The organism is Pseudacidovorax sp. RU35E (assembly GCF_900156165.1).
Classification (GTDB): Bacteria; Pseudomonadota; Gammaproteobacteria; order Burkholderiales; family Burkholderiaceae_C; genus Xenophilus.
Window position 1 is genome coordinate 436,241 of sequence record NZ_FTMY01000003.1, and the last position, 20,928, is coordinate 457,168.

18 protein-coding genes are annotated in these 20,928 nt (G+C 68.6%); 10 read left to right on the forward strand and 8 right to left on the reverse strand.

Translation table 11 applies throughout. The features are described from left to right. Positions 1-98: 98 nt before the first annotated feature. The 3 genes from BXA03_RS07535 to BXA03_RS07545 are packed head-to-tail and all read right to left on the reverse strand — an operon-like array spanning position 99 to position 3,081. Positions 99-1,583, reverse strand: a complete 1,485-nt coding sequence (locus tag BXA03_RS07535) for an NAD(P)(+) transhydrogenase (Re/Si-specific) subunit beta (protein ID WP_076505641.1) — start codon at positions 1,581-1,583, stop codon at positions 99-101. A 4-nt stretch (positions 1,584-1,587) separates the two neighbouring features. Beyond that, positions 1,588-1,917, reverse strand: coding sequence for an NAD(P) transhydrogenase subunit alpha part 2 (locus BXA03_RS07540; RefSeq protein WP_076505645.1), 330 nt, complete (start codon positions 1,915-1,917; stop codon positions 1,588-1,590). 18 nt (positions 1,918-1,935) lie between these two features. Then, entirely contained in the window at positions 1,936-3,081 is a 1,146-nt protein-coding gene (locus BXA03_RS07545) for a Re/Si-specific NAD(P)(+) transhydrogenase subunit alpha (RefSeq protein WP_076505647.1), read from the reverse strand. 209 nt (positions 3,082-3,290) lie between these two features. Between BXA03_RS07545 and BXA03_RS07550 the strand changes: the two genes are divergently transcribed. Next, the gene (locus tag BXA03_RS07550; RefSeq protein WP_367269967.1) at positions 3,291-4,052 is read left to right on the forward strand and encodes a response regulator transcription factor; all 762 of its coding nucleotides are present in this window, start codon (positions 3,291-3,293) and stop codon (positions 4,050-4,052) included. A gap of 209 nt (positions 4,053-4,261) precedes the next feature. Beyond that, positions 4,262-4,756, forward strand: coding sequence for an NUDIX hydrolase (locus BXA03_RS07555; protein ID WP_076505821.1), 495 nt, complete (start codon positions 4,262-4,264; stop codon positions 4,754-4,756). Positions 4,757-4,843: 87 nt separating this feature from the next. On the opposite strand, the gene BXA03_RS07560 is transcribed toward BXA03_RS07555, so the two are convergent. Then, positions 4,844-5,926, reverse strand: coding sequence for an aminoglycoside phosphotransferase family protein (locus BXA03_RS07560; RefSeq protein ID WP_076505651.1), 1,083 nt, complete (start codon positions 5,924-5,926; stop codon positions 4,844-4,846). Positions 5,927-6,025: 99 nt separating this feature from the next. On the opposite strand from BXA03_RS07560, the gene BXA03_RS07565 reads away from it, so the two are divergent. The 3 genes from BXA03_RS07565 to rsmA all read left to right on the forward strand — a co-directional run bounded on the left by BXA03_RS07565 (position 6,026) and on the right by rsmA (position 10,792). Further along, positions 6,026-8,425 carry an LPS-assembly protein LptD gene (locus BXA03_RS07565; RefSeq protein ID WP_076505653.1) on the forward strand — a complete coding sequence of 800 codons (2,400 nt, stop codon included), beginning with the start codon at positions 6,026-6,028 and terminating at the stop codon, positions 8,423-8,425. Positions 8,426-8,515: 90 nt separating this feature from the next. After that, on the forward strand, positions 8,516-9,988 hold the full coding sequence (locus BXA03_RS07570) for a peptidylprolyl isomerase (RefSeq protein WP_076505655.1): 1,473 nt from the start codon (positions 8,516-8,518) through the stop codon (positions 9,986-9,988). 33 nt (positions 9,989-10,021) lie between these two features. After that, the gene (gene rsmA / locus BXA03_RS07575; RefSeq protein WP_076505657.1) at positions 10,022-10,792 is read left to right on the forward strand and encodes a 16S rRNA (adenine(1518)-N(6)/adenine(1519)-N(6))-dimethyltransferase RsmA; all 771 of its coding nucleotides are present in this window, start codon (positions 10,022-10,024) and stop codon (positions 10,790-10,792) included. Between the two features lie 107 nt (positions 10,793-10,899). Here the strand turns inward: rsmA and BXA03_RS26845 are convergent, their stop codons facing one another. The 4 genes from BXA03_RS26845 to BXA03_RS07590 all read right to left on the reverse strand — a co-directional run bounded on the left by BXA03_RS26845 (position 10,900) and on the right by BXA03_RS07590 (position 14,504). Beyond that, positions 10,900-11,040: a hypothetical protein gene (locus BXA03_RS26845; protein ID WP_017759369.1), complete on the reverse strand. Its 141-nt coding sequence runs from the start codon at positions 11,038-11,040 to the stop codon at positions 10,900-10,902. 47 nt (positions 11,041-11,087) lie between these two features. Further along, positions 11,088-11,492 (reverse strand): barstar family protein, encoded by a 405-nt coding sequence (locus BXA03_RS07580; protein WP_234983623.1) that lies wholly within the window; start codon positions 11,490-11,492, stop codon positions 11,088-11,090. A gap of 71 nt (positions 11,493-11,563) precedes the next feature. Beyond that, positions 11,564-11,980 carry a guanyl-specific ribonuclease gene (locus BXA03_RS07585; RefSeq protein ID WP_076505659.1) on the reverse strand — a complete coding sequence of 139 codons (417 nt, stop codon included), beginning with the start codon at positions 11,978-11,980 and terminating at the stop codon, positions 11,564-11,566. 214 nt (positions 11,981-12,194) lie between these two features. Continuing rightward, the gene (locus BXA03_RS07590; protein WP_076505661.1) at positions 12,195-14,504 is read right to left on the reverse strand and encodes an NADP-dependent malic enzyme; all 2,310 of its coding nucleotides are present in this window, start codon (positions 14,502-14,504) and stop codon (positions 12,195-12,197) included. A 203-nt stretch (positions 14,505-14,707) separates the two neighbouring features. On the opposite strand from BXA03_RS07590, the gene BXA03_RS07595 reads away from it, so the two are divergent. The 5 genes from BXA03_RS07595 (at position 14,708) to BXA03_RS07615 (ending at position 20,927) form a co-directional block, all read left to right on the forward strand. Further along, entirely contained in the window at positions 14,708-15,751 is a 1,044-nt protein-coding gene (locus tag BXA03_RS07595; protein ID WP_076505663.1) for an SPFH domain-containing protein, read from the forward strand. Positions 15,752-15,772: 21 nt separating this feature from the next. Further along, the gene (locus tag BXA03_RS07600; protein WP_076505665.1) at positions 15,773-17,266 is read left to right on the forward strand and encodes a DUF4178 domain-containing protein; all 1,494 of its coding nucleotides are present in this window, start codon (positions 15,773-15,775) and stop codon (positions 17,264-17,266) included. Positions 17,267-17,306: 40 nt separating this feature from the next. Continuing rightward, a complete protein-coding gene (locus BXA03_RS07605; protein WP_017757264.1) occupies positions 17,307-17,528 on the forward strand; it encodes a DUF350 domain-containing protein in 222 nt (73 codons plus the stop codon). Positions 17,529-17,754: 226 nt separating this feature from the next. Further along, positions 17,755-19,302 carry a polyamine aminopropyltransferase gene (locus tag BXA03_RS07610; protein ID WP_076505668.1) on the forward strand — a complete coding sequence of 516 codons (1,548 nt, stop codon included), beginning with the start codon at positions 17,755-17,757 and terminating at the stop codon, positions 19,300-19,302. Further along, complete coding sequence (locus BXA03_RS07615) at positions 19,278-20,927, forward strand: FAD-dependent oxidoreductase (protein WP_076505670.1); 1,650 nt, start codon at positions 19,278-19,280, stop codon at positions 20,925-20,927. The genes BXA03_RS07610 and BXA03_RS07615 overlap by 25 nt, the downstream gene beginning before the upstream one ends. Position 20,928 lies beyond the last annotated feature (1 nt).

Here is a 20,928-nt window from a genome sequence, read left to right on the forward strand (position 1 = left end):
GAATGAAAAGCGGCCGCTGCTGCGGCGGCGGCCGGGGCTCTTGAAATCGTAGCAAAGCGCCGGCGGCGCGCGGGCCGCGGCGCGGGGCGAAGGCGGCCTTATTCGACCGCCTTCATCATGTCCTCGACCACCTTCTTGGCGTCGCCGAAGACCATCATGGTCTTGTCCATGTAGAAGAGCTCGTTGTCCAGGCCCGCGTAGCCCGCCGCCATCGAGCGCTTGTTCACGATCACGGTCTTGGCCTTGTAGGCCTCCAGGATCGGCATGCCGTAGATCGGACTGCCCTTGGTATGCGCGGCCGGGTTCACCACGTCGTTGGCGCCCAGGATGATCGCCACGTCGGCCTGGCCGAACTCGCTGTTGATGTCCTCCATCTCGAAGACCTGGTCGTACGGCACCTCGGCCTCGGCCAGCAGCACGTTCATGTGGCCGGGCATGCGGCCGGCCACCGGATGGATGGCGTACTTGACGGTGATGCCCTTGTCGGTCAGCTTCTGCGCGAGCTCCTTGACGGCATGCTGGGCGCGCGCCACGGCCAGGCCGTAGCCCGGCACGATGATCACCGTCTCGGCATTGCCCAGCACGAAGGCGGCATCGTCCGCGCTGCCGCTCTTGACGGGGCGCTGCACCGCGCTGCCGGCCGTGGCCGTCGCGGCCTCGCCGCCGAAACCGCCCAGGATCACGCTGAAGAAGGAACGGTTCATCGCCTTGCACATGATGTAGCTCAGGATGGCGCCCGAACTGCCGACCAGCGAGCCCGCGATGATGAGCATGCTGTTGTTGAGCGAGAAGCCGATGCCCGCCGCCGCCCAGCCCGAATAGCTGTTGAGCATGGACACCACCACCGGCATGTCGGCGCCGCCGATGGGGATGATGATCAGCACGCCCATCACGAAGGCCAGCGCCAGCATCAGCAGGAAGGCACTCCAGCTCTCGGTGGCCATGTACACCAGGCCGAGGCCGATGGTCGCCAGGCCCAGCACCAGGTTGAGCGCATGCTGGCCCTTGAACTGCACCGGCGCCCCCTGGAACAGGCGGAACTTGTACTTGCCCGACAGCTTGCCGAAGGCGATCACCGAGCCGCTGAAAGTGATGGCGCCGATGGCCGCGCCCAGGAACAGCTCCAGCCGGTTGCCGAAGGGAATCGGTGCGCGCGCGAAGCCGTCGACGAACACGGTGCCCGCGGCGGTGGTGTAGGTCGCCCGGGCGGAAACCGGCGGGGGCACGATGCCGAAGGCCCAGGGCTCCACGACCGCCGCCACCGCGATGAACACCGCCGCCAGGCCGATCATGCTGTGCATGAAGGCGACCAGCTCGGGCATCTTGGTCATCTCGACCCGCTGGGCCATGAAGGCGCCGGCGCCGCCGCCGATCACCAGGCCAACCAGCACCCAGCCGAGCCCCAGCGGCGAGCCGGCCAGGCGCACGATCAGCGCCGCCGTGGTCAGCACGGCGATGGCCATGCCGACCATGCCGAAGACGTTGCCGCGGATCGAGGTGGTCGGGTGCGACAGGCCCTTGAGCGCCTGGATGAAGCAGACGCTGGCCACCAGGTAGAGCAGCGTGACGAGGTTCATCGACATGGTGTCACTTCCCCTCGGCGTTGGCGGAGGTGGAAGGGGCCTTGCGCTCCTTCTTCTTGAACATCTCCAGCATCCGGCGCGTGACCAGGAAGCCGCCGAAGACGTTGACCGCGGCCAGCGCCACGGCCGCCACGCCCATCACCTTGCCCAGCGGCGTGGTGGTGAGCGCCGCCGCCAGCATGGCGCCGACGATGACGATGGCCGAGATGGCGTTGGTCACGGCCATCAGGGGCGTGTGCAGCGCGGGCGTGACGGTCCACACCACGTGGTACCCGACATAGATGGCCAGCACGAAGATGGTGAGGTTGATGAGGGTTGGATTGACGATGTCCATGGTGCGCGTTCCTTCTTCTCAAGCCTTGCGGGTGACTTGGCCGTCCTGCGCGACGCGGCAGGCGGCGACGATGTCGTCTTCGAGGTCGATCCTGAGACCGCCCTCCTTCGGCAAGATCAGCTTGAGGAAGTCCAGCACGTTGCGGGCATAGAGCGCCGACGCATCGGCGGCCACCAGGGCGGGCAGGTTGGTCTCGCCGATGAGCGTCACGCCATGGCGCACCACCGTGCGGTCAGCCTCGGTCAACGGGCAGTTGCCGCCGGTCCTGCCGCCGTTCGCATCGGGGCCGCGCCCGGCGGCGAGGTCGACGATGACGGCGCCGGGCTTCATGGCCTGCACCATGGCCTCGGTGATCAGCGTGGGTGCGGGCCTGCCGGGAATCAACGCGGTGGAGATGACCACGTCGGCCTGCGCCACCCGCTTGGCCACCTCGGCCTGCTGGCGGGTGAGCCAGCTCGCGGGCATCGGCCGCGCATAGCCGCCCACGCCTTCGGCGGCTTCGCGCTCTTCCTGCGTCTCGTAGGGCACCTCGATGAACTTGGCGCCCAGCGATTCGACCTGCTCCTTGACGCTGGGGCGCACGTCGCTGGCCTCGATCACCGCGCCCAGGCGCTTGGCCGTGGCGATGGCCTGCAGCCCGGCGACGCCCACGCCCAGCACGACCACTCTTGCCGCCTTCACGGTGCCGGCGGCCGTCATCAGCATGGGGAAGAAGCGTTGGTAGGCGTTGGCCGCCATCATCACGGCCTTGTAGCCGGCGATGTTGGCCTGGCTGGAGAGCACGTCCATGCTCTGCGCCCGTGTGGTGCGCGGGGCGGCCTCCAGGGCAAAGGCGGTGAGCCCCGCGGACGCCAGTCTGTGCAGGCCATCCGCATCATGGGGATTGAGCATGCCGACCAGCGTCGTGCCCGGCTTCATGGCCGCGCATTCGGGCTCGGTGGGGGCGCGCACCTTCAGGACCAGCTCGGCACCGAAGGCGCCGGCGGCATCGCCGATGCGGGCGCCCGCTGCCTCATAGGCCGCATCGGGCACGCTGGCCGCAAGGCCGGCCCCCGACTGGATGAGCACCTGATGGCCTTGGGCCACCAGCTTCTTGGCGGTCTCGGGCGTGACGGCCACGCGCGATTCACCGGCCACGCACTCGGCGGGCACTCCGATCAACATCTTGGAATCTCCTCGTCACCACAGCGGCAGCACCGCCCCAACTTCACCAAAGCTTACAGCAACGGGCCGTGATCCGGCGCACCTGGACGACAGCTGTGTGCGCGGGGGAACCCGCGGCGCCAATGGCAAGTGACGATTTCCGTGCGGAACTTCCTTGGTTTGCCGAGCTTTCGATGACTAGCATGCCCCGCCGCCCGGGAGAAGACACGATGGATGATCTGCCGTTACAGGGCGAAGGGGGGAACCGAATGCGCATCGCGGTGCTGGACGACGAACTGGATCAACAGGCGCTGATCAGCGCAGCGCTTGCCGAGGCAGGACACGAGTGCCATTGCTTCGACCGCAGCGCCGACCTGCAGCCCGGATTGCGCGCCAAGCAGTTCGATCTGCTGCTCCTCGACTGGGACTTGCCCCATGTCGACGTCGACAGCCTGCTGCGGCTGGTGCGGGAGAGCTTCGGCGCCTCCGTGCCCGTCATCGTGCTGACGCACCGCTGCGACGAGGCCGACCTCGTCGAGGCGCTCGGTGCGGGCGCCGACGGCTTCCTCAGCAAGCCCCTGCGTGTCGCCGAACTCCGCGCGCGTGCCGAGGCCCTGATGCGCCGGGCGCGCTTCTCGATCGGAGGCGATCAGCCGCAGGAATATGGCCGTTACCGGTTCCTGCCCGCAGCGCGTCAACTGCTGATCGATGGCCAGCCTGTCGAACTCAAGAACCGCGAATACGCGCTGGCCCTGTTGCTGTTCCAGAACCAGGGTCGGCTTCTGAGCCGGGACTATCTGCGGGCCACCATCTGGGGCAGTGCCCGCGAAGATGGCTCCCGGTCGCTGGACACCCACGTCTCCCGTGTCCGCAGCAAGCTGGCCCTGCGTCCCGAGCACGGCTTCATGCTGACGGCGATCTACGGCATGGGCTACCGTCTCGAGCCCGTGGATCCGTCCGAGTTGTCGTCGCCGCTGCGCATGCCGGAGTGATCCTGGCCGGGTGATCGCCCGAGGGCATGACGGAGCCGGCAAGCGGGCCTCGGTCGGCCGGGCAGCGCATCCATGCGAGCCGCGCTAAAGTGCGCGACTTTTTCCGCCGCGCACTTTGCATGCGTGGTGCCCGCCCTGCCGGCGTGCGAAGCGTCATCGGCCGCAAGGCCTTGCTTCCGCCGACGTGCGACCTGTCCGGAGATCGCTTCATGCGCTGGAGACCCAATGTGACCGTGGCCGCGGTCATCGAGAAGGATGGCCGCTTCCTCCTCGTGGAGGAGCACACCGACCGCGGACTGCGCCTGAACACGCCGGCCGGCCACCTCGAAGCCGGCGAGACGCCCGCCGAAGGCTGTGCCCGCGAAGCGCTGGAAGAAACCGCCCATGCCTTCACGCCCACGGCCGTCGTGGGCATCTACATGGCCCGGTTCGAGCGCCACGCGCCTGGCGACGAAGGCGACACCGACATCACCTACCTGCGCTTCGCCTTTGCTGGTGAGGTGGGTGCCTTCGATCCGACCCGTGCACTGGACGAGGGCATCGTGCGCACGCTGTGGATGACGCCCGACGAGCTGCGCGCCAGCGTGGACCGCCATCGCAGCCCGCTGTTGCTGCAGTGCGTGGAAGACTATCTCGCAGGCCAGCGCTATTCGCTCGATCTGATCCATGCGGACCGCTCGGTGCACGAGCCTGGACCCGCCTGAGCGAAACGCGCCGGCAGCCTCTTCATGGCCGCCGGGCGCCGAACCTTCTTTCTCTCTCAGGCAGGCCGAGCAGGTTTCCGTCAGCGCTCAGGGCCGTCCGTACATGAAGCCCGTGGGCGCTTCCGTGCCCTCGATCCGGTCGATCAGACGCAGCAGCGGTGTCAGCTCGCGATAGCGGCTGGCAGTGGCACGGATGTAGCCGAGGAAGCGCGTCGCGTCGGCCAGATACTTCGGCTTGCCATCGCGCAGGGTGAGGCGGGCGAAGATGCCCGCCACCTTGAGGTGGCGCTGCAGACCCATCCATTCCACCGCGCGGTAGAACTCGCCGAAATCATCGGCCACCGGCAGTCCGGCCTTGCGCGCGGCCTGCCAGTAGCGCACCGTCACGTCGATCACGAAGTCCTCGTCCCAGCTCAGGAACGCGTCGCGCATCAGGCTGGCGATGTCGTAGGTGATGGGCCCGTACACCGCGTCCTGGAAATCGAGCACGCCCAGCACGTCGGGGTCGTCGCAGACCATCAGGTTGCGCGGCATGAAGTCCCGGTGCACGTAGACCGCAGGCGAGCCCAGGTTGGTGCGCACGATCAGGTCATAGGCCTGCTGCAGCGTGGCCGCCTGCGCGTCGTCGAGCGTCACGCCTCGGTGACGGCCCAGATACCAGTCGGGAAAAAGGGCGAGTTCACGGCGCAGCAGGGCGTCGTCGTATGCCGGCAGCACGCCGGGACGGGAGGCCAGTTGCCAGCGCACCAGCGCGTCGACCGCCTGCTGATAGCGCGGCAGGTTGGCCAGCGGGTCTTCGCGGTCGATCACGTCGAGCAGGGTGTGCGTGCCGAGGTCGTCCAGCAGGAGGAAACCGTTCGCCTCGTCCCAGTCGAGGATCTGCGGCACACGCAGGCCGGCCTCTCGCATCAGCGCGGCGACCTGCACGAAGGGACGGGCATCCTCCTGGGCGGGGGGGGCATCCATCACGATGCGGGAGAGGCCGGGCGTCGCGCCGTCGATGCGGAAATAGCGGCGGAAGCTGGCGTCGGCGGAGGCGGGGCGCAGGGTCGCGGGTTGCAGGGCGTGGGCTGGCGCAATGCGGTTCAGCCAGGCCTCGAACACCCGGCCCCTGGATGCGTCGGCCCAGGCGATGGAAGCCGGGCCGGAAGGGGGCGCTGAAGCGGTCATGGATAATCGACATTCTACAAATCCGCCCTCTCCCAAATGGGCGCGAGCCGGCCGTCGGACCGGCCGCCTCCCGCGCCGAGACGCTTGCCACACGCATCCATGCCAGATCAGAGCCGCGCCCCCGGGCACCGACGCCTGCCGCCGCTGCCCCTCGCGCTGCTGACGCTGGCGCTCGCGGGCGTCCAGGGTGCCTGGGCGCAGTCCGCCTCGGCCCTGCCCGACGAGCCGCCGCTGGTGCTGCGCCGCACCCCGCAGCTGACCGAGAACATCCCCCCGACCGAGCGCGGACTGCGCCCGAGCATCGTGCAGGGCGACCGCATCTCCGGTCGTCCCGACCTCGAGACCGCGGTCGAAGGCAATGCCTCGCTGCGCCGCGGTGACACGGTCATCCGTGCCGACCGCCTCAACTACGACCAGCCCCAGGACCTGGCCACTGCCGAAGGCGATGTGCGCATCAACCAGGCGGGCAACATCTACGAGGGGCCACGCCTGCAGCTCAAGCTGGAGACCTTCGAGGGCTTCTTCGACAGCGTGCGTTACCAGCTGCTGACCAACGGTGCCCATGGCACCGCGGACCGCGTCGATTTCGTCGATTCCGACCGGACCATCGCCCGCCGTGCCACCTACACCACCTGCCGCCGCGAGGACGACCAGCCAGGCTGGAAACCGGCCTGGTTCCTGAGTGCCGAGAACCTGCGCACCGACAGCGCTGCGGGCGTGGGCGTCGCCGAGAACGTGCAGCTGCACTTCATGGGCATGAGCTCTCCGGCCCTGCCCAGTGTGAGCTTCCCGCTCGACGACCAGCGCAAGAGCGGCATCCTGCCGCCGGTGGTGGGCATGGACAGCGTCAACGGCCTCGAGCTGACGCTGCCCTACTACTGGAACATCGCCCCCAACCGCGACGCCACCTTCACGCCCACGGTGATGAGCAAGCGCGGCATCAACGTCGCCAACGAATTCCGGTACCTCGAGAAGGATTACAGCGGCGAGGCGCGCTTCGACCTGATGCCCGGCGACCAGCTGCGCAACCGCGACCGCTGGGGCCTGTGGCTGCGCCACCGGCAGAATTTCAATGCCGGCACCCTGGGCATGGACACGCTCGGGGCCAATGTGTCGGTGGACCGTGTCAGCGACGACGACTACTGGCGCGACTTCACCCGCACGCCCTCGCTGACCTCGCGCCAGCTCTCGGCCGACGGGTCGGTCAACTGGAGCAAGGGCGACTGGAGTGGTCGATTGTTCGCCCAGAAGTGGCAGACGCTCGCCTACACCGCGGCGCCGATCACGCCGGCCTACGACCGCCTGCCCCAGCTCACGGCCAACTACGCGCTGTACGACTGGAACGGTTTCGACTTCAGCTTCAACAATGAGCTGACGCGCTTCAGCGCCAATTCGATCCAGCAGGGCCAGCCCAACGCCGACCGGCTGTTCTCGCAGGTTCAGTTGTCGCGGCCCTTCGTGCGGCCGGGCTACTACGTCACACCCAAGCTGACGCTGTCCGGCACCAGCTACAGCTTCGACGGTCCGCTGTCCACCGGTGCGACGTCGGCCAACCGCACGGTGCCGACCTTCAGCCTCGACACGGGCATGACCTTCGAGCGCGAGACCAGTCTCTTCGGCAAGGCCTACACGCAAACGCTGGAGCCGCGTGCCTTCTTCGTGAACACGCCCTACCGCAACCAGAGCGCGCTGCCGGTCTACGACACGGCCAAGAGCGACCTGAGCCTGGCTTCGCTCTTCACCGAAAACGAGTTCACCGGCAACGATCGCATCTCGGCCACCAAGGCCATCACGCTGGGCGTGACCTCCCGCCTGATCGATCCGGACAGCGGCTTCGAGCGGGCCCGCTTCGGCATCGCACAGCGGCGGCGGCTGGAGGATCAGCTGGTGACGCTGCCCGGCGGCACGGCCTCCACCGACCGGGCGTCCGACGTGGTGACCGGCGCGCAGATCAACATCAACCCGCAGTGGAGCCTCGAGGGCGCGGTCCAGTACAACCCGCAGATCGACAAGTCCGAGCGCCGGGTGATCACCGCGCGCTACACGCCCGGGCCGTACCGCACGCTCAGTGCCTCCTACCGTTACCAGGACGACCGCATCTCGGTCAACAACTCGGGCTACGAATCCGTCGACCTGGGCTGGCAATGGCCGCTGAACGACCTGTGGGGTGACAAGGGCACGCCCAAGGCCGGCGGCGGCCTGGGTGGCGGTCGCTGGTATGCGGTGGGCCGCGTCAACTACAGCCTGCGCGACAAGGTGGTGACCGATGCGGTGATGGGCCTGGAGTACGACGGCTGCTGCTACATCGGGCGCGTGGTGCTGGAGAAGGTCAGCACCGGTGTGGCCACGGCCACCAAGCGCATCATGTTCCAGATCGAGTTCATGGGCTTCACCAGTCTCGGAACCAGCCCCATGCGCACGCTTCAAACCAATGTGCCGCGCTATCGCTCGTTGCGCGAGCCCACGCTGGCGCCGAGCCGTTTCACCAACTATGAGTGAGCAGGACCCCGCCCGCCGATACGGCGACGGGGGCTTTCTCCAGCCCGCCCGCCTCTGCGGGCGTGGCGCTTGATCCAGGAGGCCAACGCCATGAAATTCCAGCTTTCCGTCTTCGCCCTGTCGTGCGCGGTCCTGCTGGCCGCCACGCCAGCGGCGCAGGCCCAGCAGGGTGGCGCTGCCGCCCGGCAGGGCGCTTCGGCCACCCAGGGTGGACGCAGCAGCAGTGCGGCCGCGCCGCGCCGAGGCATCACCGACATCATGCGTGAAGGCCCTGCCGCCTCCACGCTGCCGCCGCCCGTGGCCGCCACGGCCCAGCCTCAGGGCCAGCGGGCCGCCGAATACATCGTCGCGCTGGTCAATTCCGAGCCGATCACCAACACCCAGGTTCAGAAGCGCGTCGAGCGCATCCTGCGCGAAGCGGGGCCCGAGGCGCAGCGCATTCCGCGCGAGCAGATCAACCGGCAGGTGCTGGACCAGATCATCTCGGAGCGTGCACAGCTGCAGCTGGCCAAGGAGCAGGGCGTGCGCGTCGACGCCATGGCCATCGATCAGGCCGAGGAGGTGGTGGCGCGGCAGAACCAGGTCAGCCTGAGCGAACTGCGCCGCCGCGTGACCGAGGCGGGCATCTCGCGCGACGAATTCCGCAACAACCTGCGCGACCAGCTGCTGCTCACCCGCCTGCGCGAGCGCGAACTGGAAGGCCGCGTGAAGGTCAGCGACGACGAGATCGACCAGTTCCTGCGCGAGCAGCGCGCGGCGGCGAGCAGCGCAGCGCCCGACATCAACCTTTCCCAGGTGCTGATCACGGTGCCGGAAAAGGCCACGGCTGCGCAGGTGGCCGATGCGCAGAAGCGCGCCGAGGACATCGCCCGCCGTGCCCGCGCGGGCGAGGACTTCTCCCAGCTGGCCACCCAGCTCTCCGACGCACCGGATGCCAAGGGCACCGGCGGCGTGCTGGGGCTGCGCGCGGCTGACCGTTACCCGCCGCTGTTCGTCGAGGCGACGCAGGCGACGCCGGTCGGCGGCATCGTCGGTCCGGTGCGCTCGGGCGCGGGCTTCCACGTGCTGAAGGTGATCGCCAAGCAGAACGCCGCCTCGCCGGACGCGACGGTCACGCAGACGCAGGTGCGCCACATCCTCATGCGCCCCGACGCACGGCGGACGCCTGAGCAGATCGTCGCGCTGATGGCCGATTTCAAGCGGCGCATCCAGGCCGGTACGGCCGACTTCGCCGCGCTGGCCCGCGAGAACTCGCAGGACACGGTGAGTGCCCGCGAGGGCGGCGAGCTGGGCTGGTCCACGCCGGGGCTGTTCGTCCCGGAGTTCGAGGAGGCGATGAGCCGACTGCAGCCCGGCCAGATCAGTGACCCCGTCGTCACGCGTTTCGGCATCCATCTGATCCAGGTCGAAGGCCGGCGCGAGGCCAAGCTCAATCCCGCCGAACTGCGCGAGGCCGCGCGCAACATGCTGCGCGACCGCAAGATGGAAGACGCCTACGAGGCCTGGGCGCAGGAGGTGCGGCAGCGCGCCTACGTGGAAATGCGGGAGCCGCCCGCCTCCTGATTGCGCGCCACGTCACGTCGTTCCTCTGCCTGCATGAAGCCCCACGCTCCCCGAAAACGATTCGGCCAGCACTTCCTGACCGACGACGCCATCATCGATGGCATCGTCCGCGAGATCGCGCCGCGGCCTGGCGATGCCATGGTCGAGATCGGCCCGGGACTGGCGGCGCTGACGCAGCCGCTGGTCGAGCGCCTGGGCCGGCTCACGGTGGTCGAACTCGACCGCGACCTGGCGGCGCGTCTGCGGAGCCATCCCCAGCTCTCGGTGGTCGAGGCGGACGTGCTGAGGGTGGATTTCGGCGCGCTGGCCGACACGGCTGGCCAGCGGTTGCGGGTGGTGGGCAACCTGCCCTACAACATCTCGACGCCCATCCTCTTCCATCTGCTGCGCTTTGCCGACCGGATCGTCGACCAGCATTTCATGCTGCAGAAGGAAGTCATCGACCGCATGGTGGCGGAGCCGGCCACCTCGGACTATGGCCGGCTGTCGGTGATGCTCCAGTGGCGCTACGCCATGGAGAACGTGCTCTTCGTACCGCCGGAAAGCTTCGATCCGCCCCCTCGGGTGGACAGTGCCGTGGTGCGGATGGTGCCGCGCGAGGCGCCGGCGGCGCTGGACCCGGCCGTGCTCGAACGCGTCGTGCAGCTGGCCTTCAGCCAGCGCCGCAAGCTGCTGCGCCACACACTGGGCCGCTGGCTCGAAGAGCAACGCTTCGCCGGCCACTTCGACGTGCAGCGGCGGGCCGAGGAGGTGCCGGTGGACGAGTACGTGACGCTCACGCAGGCGCTGCCCTCGTCGCCCTGAAAAAGGCCGGCGCGCCAGCGCCCGGCGGCGCACTCAATGCGTGCGCAGCGCCCAAGCAAAAGCCCGCCATTCGGCGGGCTTCGTTCGTTGGCACTGGGCCGCCCGGTTCAGGCGGCGGACAGCCAGTAGCTGCTGTTGAAGGGGCTGCTCATGCGCAGCGCCTGGGGAGAGACGTCCACCAGCTTGTCGGTGGGCATCTTCTCTTCGCCGCTCAGGTCGATGCCATCGACGGGGGCGGTGGTGGTCAACGGGGCCTCGCTGGCCCGTTCTGCTTGGCCGGCTTGTGCAGAACGGGCTACAGAAAAGAATAGAAGCATCGGAAGGGCACTTTCCGGTCGCCCCAGTAGTCGGCAGCGTCCCGGAAGATGTCGAGCAGTTGCTCGCGCGCTTCCTTGTCGAACTTGGCATGTGCAGGGATCTGCTCCAGCACCACGACGAAGCCCGGCTGCGGGCCCGACTTGTACAGCGGGTCGGTCATGCAGTCGTAGAGGGCGTCGAAGTTCTTGCCGAAGTGCGCCGGGAAGGTGAACTGCTGCGCAATCAGGTCGAGCACGTCCTGCTTGCTTTGGGCCACGGCCAGGTTGGCATAGAGGAAGTGGTGGCCCGCTTCTTGCGCCGCCTGCTGCAGATCGGCCACGCGAAAGGCGCGAATCGACTGCACGATGTTCGGCCGCACGCCCTTGAGAGGCTGCTGATTCATCTCCGCTGTTCTTTCCATGATGGTCAAGACTTGTTCCGGACGCGTTGGTGCGTCACTCCATGCCGTGCGTATCAGGGCACGATCTTTCTGAAACTGGCGTAGTGGTCGGCCGTGTACCAACAACCATCGGGTCGGCTGGGCTGCTGGCCTCCGCACACGATCCGACGGGCACCGCGGTTGCTCGCCCCCGGTGTCCTGACCGTGTACTCGCGGTAATAGCCGCGAGGTTCACGCGGCAGGAGTCGCTCGCGGTTGCCGAAGACGGTGCCATCCTTCTCGTGAGGGAAGGGGCCGCCTTGCAGGATGGTTCGGTAGGTTTGCTGGCCCTGGGGAGGCAGTTCCGCCAGTGCAATCGAAGTGCCCCGCTCCGTCGTCTCCCGGGCGGAAGCGGTGGGGATTCCCGTCAGTCCTCCCCACAAGGCTGCCGCAAGAACGCCGATGCGCGTGAACTTGGAAACCGGGGAAGAAATCGAGGCGAAAACCGCCATGAGGCACCGGAAGGCTAAAGAACGGGACTGCGAATTACGGGTTAACCCGTAAATTCAAGCCCGCCAGTGTGCCCCAGAGCTGCCTAAATAGCAAGCGAATGCCCAAGGATTGGGCAATGGGATACGGCGCAGCCTGCCAATTAATGGACACCCCGCAGGAGCGGCACCGGCATGGTGCGGCGCAGGCGCATCAGGACGCGCCTGCGCCACCGGCTCAACGGTTGGCGTTGGCGTCGGCGACCGTCAAGGCCGTCATGTTGACGATCCGGCGCACGGTAGCGCTGGCGGTGAGGATGTGCACCGGCTTGGCAGCGCCCAGCAGCACCGGGCCAATGGCGATGTTGCCGCCAGCCGCCGTCTTGAGCAGGTTGTAGGAAATGTTGGCGGCGTCGATGTTGGGAAACACCAGCAGGTTGGCGTCGCCGGCCAGGGCGCTGTGCGGCATCACGCTCATGCGCTGGCGGCCGTCGAGGGCCACGTCGCCGTGCATCTCGCCGTCGACTTCGAGCCAGGGCGCCTGCTCGCGCAGCAGGGCCAGGGTCTGGCGCATCTTGAGTGCGCTGGGGTGGGCACTGGTGCCGAAGTTGGAGTGGGACAGCAGGGCCGCCTTGGGCTTGAGGCCGAAGCGCATCATCTCCTCGGCGGCCATGATGGTGATCTCGGCCAGCTCTTCGGCGGTGGGGTCGTAGTTGACGTGGGTGTCCACCAGGAACACCTGCCGCTCGGGCAGCAGCAGCGCATTCATGCCGGCATAGATGGAGGCACCGCTGCGCTTGCCGATCACGTTGTCGATGTAGGGCAGGTGGGCGTGGGTGGTGCCCCAGGTGCCGCAGATCATGCCGTCCACATGGCCCTTGTGCAGCAGCATGGCGCCGATGAGGGCCAGGCGACGGCGCATCTCGATCTTGGCCACCTGCACCGTCACGCCCTTGCGCTCGGTCATGCGGTGGTAGGTCTGCCAGAAATCGCGGTAGCGTTCGTCCCATTCGACGTTGACGACGTCGTAGTCGCGGCCTTCCTGAAGGCGCAGGCCGAACTTCTCGATGCGCTGGGCCATGATCGCCGGGCGGCCGATCAGCGTCGGGCGTGCGATGCCTTCGTCCACCACGATCTGGGCGGCACGCAGCACGCGTTCTTCCTCACCCTCGGCGTAGGCCACGCGCTTCTTGGCGGCCCGTTTTGCGGCGTCGAAGATGGGCTTCATCGTCGTGCCGGAGGCATAGACGAAGCTCTGCAGCTTGTCGCGGTAGGCGTCCAGGTCCTTGATGGGGCGGGCGGCCACGCCGCTCTCTTCCGCCGCCTTGGCCACGGCCGGCGCGATCTTCATCATGAGGCGCGGGTCGAAGGGCTTGGGGATCAGGTATTCGGGCCCGAAGCTCAGCTTTTCACCTACGTAGGCAGCCGCCACGCGCTCGCTCTGCTCCGCCTGCGCCAGGTCGGCGATGGCGTGCACCGCGGCGATCTCCATCTCGTCGGTGATGGTGGTCGCGCCGCAGTCCAGGGCCCCGCGGAAGATGTAGGGGAAGCACAGGACGTTGTTGACCTGGTTCGGGTAGTCGGTGCGGCCCGTGGCCATGATGATGTCGCCGCGCACCGAATGGGCCAGCTCCGGCAGGATCTCGGGGTTGGGATTGGCCAGCGCGAAGATCACCGGCCGGGCCGCCATCCTGGCGACCATCTCGGGCTTGAGCACGTTGCCGGCCGACAGGCCCAGGAAGACGTCGGCGCCTTCCATCACCTCGCCCAGCGTACGGGCGTCGGTCTTCTGCGCGAACTGGGCCTTGTCCTCGTCCATCAGCTCGGTGCGGCCTGCGTAGACCACGCCGGCCAGGTCGGTGACGAACACGTTCTCGCGCTTGAGGCCCACCTTGAGCAGCAGGTTCAGGCAGGCGAGGGCGGCGGCGCCGGCGCCCGAGGCCACCAGCTTGACCTGGCCGATGTCCTTGCCCGCGACCTTCAGGCCGTTGAGCATGGCCGCGGCCACGGTGATGGCGGTGCCGTGCTGGTCGTCGTGGAAGACCGGGATCTTCATGCGCTTGCGCAGCTCGCGCTCGACATAGAAGCAGTCGGGGGCCTTGATGTCCTCGAGGTTGATGGCGCCGAAGGTGGGCTCCAGCGCGGCGATCACCTCGACCAGCTTGGCCGGGTCCTTCTCGTCGATCTCGATGTCGAACACGTCGACGCCGGCGAACTTCTTGAACAGGACGGCCTTGCCCTCCATCACCGGCTTGGAGGCCAGCGGGCCGATGTCGCCCAGACCCAGGACTGCGGTGCCGTTGGAGATCACAGCCACCAGGTTGCCGCGCGAGGTGTAGCGGAAGGCGGCAGCCGGGTCCTTGACGATCTCTTCGCAGGGCGCAGCCACGCCGGGCGAGTAGGCCAGCGACAGGTCGCGCTGGTTCGTCATCTGCTTGGTGGCACTGATCGCCAGCTTGCCCGGCACCGGGAACTCGTGGTATTCGAGTGCGGCGCGGCGAAGTTCCGCGCGTTTGTCTTCGGCGCTCAGGGGTTTGGACTCGGACATGGGGACGCTGCTCCTCGACGCAAACGGCGGGCTGTCGAAGCGCCGCCGCTGCCTGGCTCACTGGAAAAGGGCGCCGATTGTAGGCTCGGCCTTACACCGGCCTTTTGCACCATAGGCTGCTTGGCCAGTGCATCCGCCGGAAGCGCTCGCGGCGCCGTGTGGCACCATTTGCGGCTTCTCACCACGCACGCACGGAGCACCGCATGGCACTGATGGATTTCATCAAGAAACAGTTCATCGACGTCATCCAATGGACGGAGGAGGGCGATGGCACGCTCGCCTGGCGGTTCCCGATGGCGGGCATGGAGATCCAGAACGGCGCCTCGCTCACCGTACGCGAGTCGCAGATGGCGGTCTTCGTCAACGAGGGCACGGTGGCCGACGTCTTCGGCCCCGGCATGTACAAGCTGACGACCCAGACGCTGCCGGTGCTGACCTACCTGCGCAACTGGGACAAGCTCTTCGAGTCGCCCTTCAAGAGCGACGTGTACTTCTTCAGCACCCGCCAGCAGGTGGATCAAAAGTGGGGCACGCCCCAGCCCATCACCATCCGCGACAAGGACTTCGGCGCGGTGCGGTTGCGGGCCTTCGGCAACTACAGCTACCGGGTGGCCGACCCCAAGCTCTTCCACACCGAGATCTCGGGCACGCGCGAGCGCTACACGGTGGCCGACCTCGACGGGCAGTTGCGCGGGCTGGTGCTGCAGAACATCAGCAACGCCATCGCGGCCAGCGGGGTGCCCTTCCTGGACCTGGCGGCCAACCAGAACCAGTTCGCGCAGGCCCTGGCCGCGCAGTTGGCGCCCGAGTTCGCCAGGATCGGCCTGCGTCTGGACGTGATGACGCTGCAGAACCTGTCGCTGCCCGAGGAGCTGCAGAAGGTCCTCGACCAGAAGATCGGCATGGGCATGGTCGGCAACGACATGGGCAAGTTCATGCAGTACCAGGCGGGTCAGGCCATCCCGGTCTTCGCCGAGAACAGCGGCCATGGCGGCGGCGTGGCCGGCGATGCCTTGGGCCTGGGCGCGGGCGTCGCGCTGGGGCAGGTGATGGCCAACACGCTGGCGCAGGGCCTGCAGCAGCCGGCCCCGTCCGCCGCGCCGGCTGCGGCGGACGCGGCGCCGACCGTCAGCCCCGCCGAGGTGATGTCCACCCTCGAGAAGCTGGCCGAACTCAAGACCAAGGGCATCCTGACCCAGGAAGAGTTCGACGCCAAGAAGACCGAACTGCTGAAAAAGCTGACGTGATCCGCCCCGCACGCTCCCGCCATGGCTGAGGCCGGCGGCACCCAGCGCCACTACCGCGCCCCCTGCCCGGGCTGCGGCGCACCGGTCGAGTTCCGCTCGGCGCAGTCGGTCTATGCCGTCTGCCCCTACTGCCAGAGCACGGTCGTCCGCCAGGGCGAGCAACTGGCGCGCGTGGGCAAGATGGCCGAGCTGTTCGAGGACTTCAGTCCGCTGCAGCTCTTTGTCGCCGGCCGCCTGCAGGACAAGCCCTTCACCCTGGTCGGTCGGATGCAGTACGCCTATGCCGGCGGGCGCTGGACCGAATGGATCGCCCAGCTCGACGGCGAGCGCCAGGGCACGCTGAGCGAGGACAACGGCAGCTACGTCTTCTCGTTGCCCTATACGCTGACGCAGGAGGCGCCGCCCGCCGATGCCCTGCGTGTGGGCATGACCACGGCCATCAACGGCCAGTCGTACACGGTGGCCTCCAACGAAGAGGCGGCGCTGCTCTCGGCCCAGGGCGAACTGCCGCGGCTGCCCGAGCTCGGCCAGCCCTTCCGCGTGGTCGAGCTGCGCAACGACCAGGGGCTGGTGCTCAGCCTGGAGTACGGCAGCCAGCCGCCCACGGCCTGGCTGGGCCGGCAGGTGGCACTGGCCGACCTGCAGCTCACCGGCCTGCGCAGCGAATCCGGCAAGGAGGAGCGCGGCCGCGCCTTCAACTGCCCGCACTGCGGTGCGCCGGTGACGGTGCAGCTGGAAGGCAGCAAGAGCATCACCTGCGCCAGCTGCAAGAGCCTGATCGACCTGAGCGAAGGCATCGGTGCCGAGCTGAAGTACGCGGTGCAGGACGAGCCGGTGAAGCCGCTGATCGCGCTGGGCAGCACGGGCCGACTGGAGGGCAGCGACTGGCAGGTGGTGGGCTTTCAGCACCGCATGGGCCGCTCGCCTGGCGAGGACGAGCAGTTCGGCTGGAACGAATACCTGCTCTACAACCGGCAGAAGGGCTTCTGCTTTCTGGTGGACGCCGAGGACGGCTGGAGCCTGGTGCGGCCGACCACCGGCGCGCCGGTGATGTCGGGCGGCGGCGCCAGCGCGCGTTATCTGGGCACCACCTACCGCCAGCAGTACAGCTACGACGCCGAGACCACCTACGTGGCCGGCGAGTTCTACTGGCGCGTCGAGCGCGGCCAGCGCACCAGCAACCGCGACTACGCCGGCCCCCGCGGCGCGGTGCTGTCGCTGGAGCGGGCCGACAAGGAGCTGACCTGGTCGCTCGGCAACCGGCTGGACGGCGCGGCCGTGGCCCAGGCCTTCAAGCTCGATGCGCGCAAGGACCAGTTCAAGCGGGCCGATGCGGCGCCGCTGAGCGCGGCCTCGGGTCTCGGGTGCGGCACCATCATCCTGATCGTGGTGGTGGTGATCATCCTGCTGGTGATCCTGTCGACCTGCAGCGGCGGCTCGGGCTCGTCGGGCAGCGGCTGGCGCAGCACGGGCGGCTCCTACGGCGGCTATTCCAGCGGCGGCGGCCACAAGTAGGTGGCGCCGTCTTCTTCTTCATCCCTTCGCGGAGAGACACATGGCGAAATTCGAATGGCTCCATCCCGTGTCCATCGCGGGCACCCTGCTGTATGCGCTGATCGGCATCATCGTGTTCTGGGTGGCCTTCATCATCATCGACAAGATCACGCCCTACGACCTGTGGGCGGAGATCGTCGAGAAGCAGAACCGGGCGCTGGCGCTGGTGGTCGCGGCGATGTGCCTGGGCATTTCGATCATCGTGGCGGCAGCGATCCATTGAGCCCCCCGGCTTATCACGCCGCTTCGCGGCGTGTAACGCCACCCCCCGAGGGGGAGGCGCGGCCGCCTTGGGGCGGCCCGGCGGCGGCGGGATGTTGCCCCCAGGCTTTTCACGTCGCTCCGCGACGTGTAACGCCACCCCCCGAGGGGGCGGTGCGGCCGCCTTGGGGCGGCCCGGCGGCGGCCGCATCGAGCCCTGCCGCTTTGGGCGCTGAAGGAAGCCGGGCGTGACGGCCGTGGCGCGCGCGCCGTCGCCCGTGGCGGTGTCGCTGCTGGCCAGCGTCTTCGTGGTGGCGGCCTGCGGGCTGGTGTACGAACTCAGCGCGGCGGCGCTCAGCTCCTATGTGCTGGGCGACTCGGTGCTGCAGTTCTCCACCGTGATCGGCGCCTACCTGTTCGCGATGGGCGTGGGCTCCTGGCTGTCGCGCTATTTCGAGCGGCAGCTGCCCGCCCACTTCCTGCGCATCGAGCTGCTGGTGGCGCTGGTCGGCGGCTGCCTGCCGGCGATGCTCTTCCTGGCCAATGCCTATGTGCCCGGCGCCTTCCGCCTGCTGCTGTACGGCGGCGTGCTGGTGGTGGGCACGCTGGTGGGGCTGGAGATTCCGCTGGTCATGCGCATCCTGCGGCGCGACATCCAGCTCAAGGACCTGGTCTCGCAGGTGCTCACCTTCGACTACCTCGGCGCGCTGGCCGTGTCGGTGGCCTTTCCGCTGGTGCTGGTGCCGCAGCTGGGCATGGTGCGCACGGGGCTGCTGTTCGGGCTGATGAATGCGGCCGTGGGCCTGTGGGCGCTGTGGCTGTTCCGGCACGAGCTGCGGCGCTTCGGCGCGCATGCGATGGCCTGCGTGCTGACGCTGGCCGCGCTGGCGGGCGCCTTCGTGGGGGCCGAGCGCATCAGCAGCCTGGCGGAAGACAAGCTCTACCAGGAGCGCATCGTCTTCGCCGCCAGCTCGCCCTACCAGCGCATCGTGGTCACGCGCGGCAATGCGGGCCACCGGCTCTTCCTCAACGGCAACCTGCAGTTCGCCGAGCGCGACGAATACCGCTACCACGAGGCGCTGGTGCACCCGGCCATGGCGGCCCAGGGCGCCCCGCGCCGGGTGGCCGTGCTGGGCGGTGGCGACGGCATGGCGGTGCGCGAGATCCTCAAGTACCCCTCGGTCGAGCAGGTCACGCTGGTCGAGCTGGACCCGAACATGACGGCGCTGTTCCGCGACCATGCGCAGCTGGCTGCGCTCAATGGCCATTCGCTGCGTTCACCCAAGCTGCGCATCGTCAACACCGATGCCTTCCAGTGGCTCCAGCAGCCGCCTGCAGCGGGTGATGACGGCTTCTACGACGTGATCGTGGTGGACTTCCCCGACCCCACCAACTTCGCCATCGGCAAGCTCTACACGCAGAGCTTCTATGCCTTGCTGGGCCAGCGCCTGTCGGCCAGCGGCTATGCGGTGGTGCAGACCACCTCGCCGCTGGTGGCGCGGCGCAGCTTCTGGACGGTGGTCCAGACCATCGAGGCCGCCGGCCTCACGGCTACGCCGTACCACGCGCACGTGCCCAGCTTCGGCGAATGGGGCTACGTGATCGCCAGCCGGCGCCCCTGGCGCATGCCGACGGCGCTGCCCGAGGGCCTGCGCTTCCTGTCGCCTGCGACGCTGCCGCTGCTGTTCGACTTTCCGCGCGACATGGCGCGCGTGCCAGCCGAGGTCAACCGGCTGTCGAACCAGGTGCTGGTGCATACCTACGAGCAGGAATGGGGCAAGGTCAGCGGCCATTGAATGGCGGGCGCCGGCGCTTCGTCGGCGTCGCCGCGGCGGGTGCGACGACGGTCGGGCTGCCGGCGTGGCTTGCGGGCTGCGGCCGCTCGTCCCCTGCGCTGGAAGGCGGCCTTGCCGGCATCGACATGGCGCGCGGCCATGCGCTGCGTGATGGCCGCTGGGCGTCGCAGCCCGTGGCAAAGGAGCGGCGCACCCGCGTGCTGATCGCGGGCGGCGGTGTGGCCGGGCTGGCGGCGGCACGCGCGCTGCGGCAGGCCGGCATCGACGACTTCGCCCTGCTCGAACTGGAGGACGGAGCCGGCGGCAATGCCCGTGGCGGCCAGGTCGGTGGCCTGGCGTGTCCTCTGGGTGCGCACTACCTGCCGGTGCCCGGCGACGATGCGCGCGAGGTGCAGGACCTGCTGGAAGAACTGGGCCTGCGCCGTCGCGAGGCCGGCCGCTGGGTCTACGACGAGCGGCACCTGTGCCACAGCCCGCAGGAGCGGCTCTTCTTCCAGGGCGAATGGCAGGACGGGCTGCTGCCGTTGAACGGGGTAGGCGCGGACACGCTGGCGCAATACCACCGCTTCGCGCAGAAGGTCGAGGCGCTGCGCCGCGCGGCCCATTTCGCCATCCCGACGCTGCGCGCCGCGCCCTCGGCGCTGCTGGCCGACCTGGACCGCCAAAGCTTCGCAGCCTGGCTGGACGCCGAGGGCCTTCATGACCCGCAACTGCGCTGGTACCTTGGCTACTGCAGCCGCGACGACTACGGTGCGGGCCTGGCGCAGGTCTCGGCCTGGGCGGGGCTGCACTACTTTGCCAGCCGCCACGGCTTCCATGCGCCGGGCGACGGCCTCGACGCCGAGCGCGAGGCCGTGCTGACTTGGCCGGAGGGCAATGCCTGGCTCACCCGCCGCCTGGCCGCGCCGCTGGCAGGGCGCCTGCAGACCGGACAGGTGGTGCTGCGCATCGAGCAGACGCGCAGCGGCGTGGCAGTCGATGCCTGGGACGCGGCGGCGCAGCAGCGCGTGCGCTGGCAGGCCCAGCAGTGCATCGTCGCGCTGCCGGCCTTTGTCGCGGCGCGCGTGGTGGCGTCACCGCCGGCCTTCCTGTCCGAGCTCGCGGCCGGCCTGACGTATTCGCCCTGGCTGGTGGCCAACCTGCACCTGTCCTCGCCGCTGCGCGACCGGCCCGGCGCGGCGCCCAGCTGGGACAACGTCGTGTATGGCACGCGCGGGCTGGGCTACGTGGATGCGGGTCATCAGCGGCTGGACCCGACGCCCGCGCCTACGGTGCTGAGCTGGTATCGCCCGCTGGGGCCGAGTGAATTCGACGGCGGCGATGGCCGCCGCCTGCTGGCCGAGCGCCCTTGGGAGGCCTGGCGCGACGAAATGCTCGCAGAGTTGTCGGTGCCCCATCCCGACCTGGCCGAGCGCGCGACGCGGCTGGCCATCACGCGCTATGGCCATGCCATGGCAGTGCCCACGCCGGGGCTGCGTGCGCACCTTACTCGGATCGCGCCCGGTGGGGAAGTGCGTGCGGGCCGGCTGCACTTCGCGCATGCGGACTGGTCCGGCTACTCGATCTTCGAGGAGGCCTTCACCCGCGGGCATCTGGCGGGCAAGGCCGCGGCGCGGGCGGCCTGAA

What these genes read in the sequence shown, in the direction of transcription:
- BXA03_RS07535 (WP_076505641.1), bottom strand. Translation starts at nt 1,583, where the DNA reads ATGTCGATGAACCTCGTCACGCTGCTCTACCTGGTGGCCAGCGTCTGC.
- BXA03_RS07540 (WP_076505645.1), bottom strand. Translation starts at nt 1,917, where the DNA reads ATGGACATCGTCAATCCAACCCTCATCAACCTCACCATCTTCGTGCTG.
- BXA03_RS07545 (WP_076505647.1), bottom strand. Translation starts at nt 3,081, where the DNA reads ATGTTGATCGGAGTGCCCGCCGAGTGCGTGGCCGGTGAATCGCGCGTG.
- BXA03_RS07550 (WP_367269967.1), top strand. Translation starts at nt 3,291, where the DNA reads ATGGATGATCTGCCGTTACAGGGCGAAGGGGGGAACCGAATGCGCATC.
- BXA03_RS07555 (WP_076505821.1), top strand. Translation starts at nt 4,262, where the DNA reads ATGCGCTGGAGACCCAATGTGACCGTGGCCGCGGTCATCGAGAAGGAT.
- BXA03_RS07560 (WP_076505651.1), bottom strand. Translation starts at nt 5,926, where the DNA reads ATGACCGCTTCAGCGCCCCCTTCCGGCCCGGCTTCCATCGCCTGGGCC.
- BXA03_RS07565 (WP_076505653.1), top strand. Translation starts at nt 6,026, where the DNA reads ATGCCAGATCAGAGCCGCGCCCCCGGGCACCGACGCCTGCCGCCGCTG.
- BXA03_RS07570 (WP_076505655.1), top strand. Translation starts at nt 8,516, where the DNA reads ATGAAATTCCAGCTTTCCGTCTTCGCCCTGTCGTGCGCGGTCCTGCTG.
- rsmA (WP_076505657.1), top strand. Translation starts at nt 10,022, where the DNA reads ATGAAGCCCCACGCTCCCCGAAAACGATTCGGCCAGCACTTCCTGACC.
- BXA03_RS07580 (WP_234983623.1), bottom strand. Translation starts at nt 11,492, where the DNA reads ATGAATCAGCAGCCTCTCAAGGGCGTGCGGCCGAACATCGTGCAGTCG.
- BXA03_RS07585 (WP_076505659.1), bottom strand. Translation starts at nt 11,980, where the DNA reads ATGGCGGTTTTCGCCTCGATTTCTTCCCCGGTTTCCAAGTTCACGCGC.
- BXA03_RS07590 (WP_076505661.1), bottom strand. Translation starts at nt 14,504, where the DNA reads ATGTCCGAGTCCAAACCCCTGAGCGCCGAAGACAAACGCGCGGAACTT.
- BXA03_RS07595 (WP_076505663.1), top strand. Translation starts at nt 14,708, where the DNA reads ATGGCACTGATGGATTTCATCAAGAAACAGTTCATCGACGTCATCCAA.
- BXA03_RS07600 (WP_076505665.1), top strand. Translation starts at nt 15,773, where the DNA reads ATGGCTGAGGCCGGCGGCACCCAGCGCCACTACCGCGCCCCCTGCCCG.
- BXA03_RS07605 (WP_017757264.1), top strand. Translation starts at nt 17,307, where the DNA reads ATGGCGAAATTCGAATGGCTCCATCCCGTGTCCATCGCGGGCACCCTG.
- BXA03_RS07615 (WP_076505670.1), top strand. Translation starts at nt 19,278, where the DNA reads ATGGGGCAAGGTCAGCGGCCATTGAATGGCGGGCGCCGGCGCTTCGTC.